The sequence below is a fragment of the Bacillus sp. GbtcB10 genome (genome assembly GCF_019091365.1).
Classification (GTDB): Bacteria; Bacillota; Bacilli; order Bacillales; family Bacillaceae; genus Bacillus; species Bacillus altitudinis.
In genome coordinates, this window is the sequence record NZ_JAGXJP010000398.1 from 1 (window position 1) to 236 (window position 236).

Below are 236 nucleotides of genomic sequence, written 5' to 3' on the forward strand. Positions count from 1 at the left end.
TGTACAAGGAAATTAGATCAGATTGGATCAGACAAAGCGATGAGCACACTAGGGGGCTTTATTCAAGAAAGATTGACGCATTATCATGACAAACGAGATATTCCGTCTGTTTTTGGTACGAGCAAGCTGTCTCGGTTTTTAAAAACTGGGGCCATTTCTAATCGCACGATCTTTCATGCGGTCAATGGGGAAGAACTTTTTGAAGATGAGGGCAAGGAAACATTTATGAAAGAGCT

General features: G+C 41.1%; 1 pseudogene. It reads left to right on the plus strand.

The window, feature by feature from the left end:
• Nucleotides 1-236, plus strand: a pseudogene (locus tag KVT11_RS20630) (deoxyribodipyrimidine photo-lyase); the annotation flags it as partial.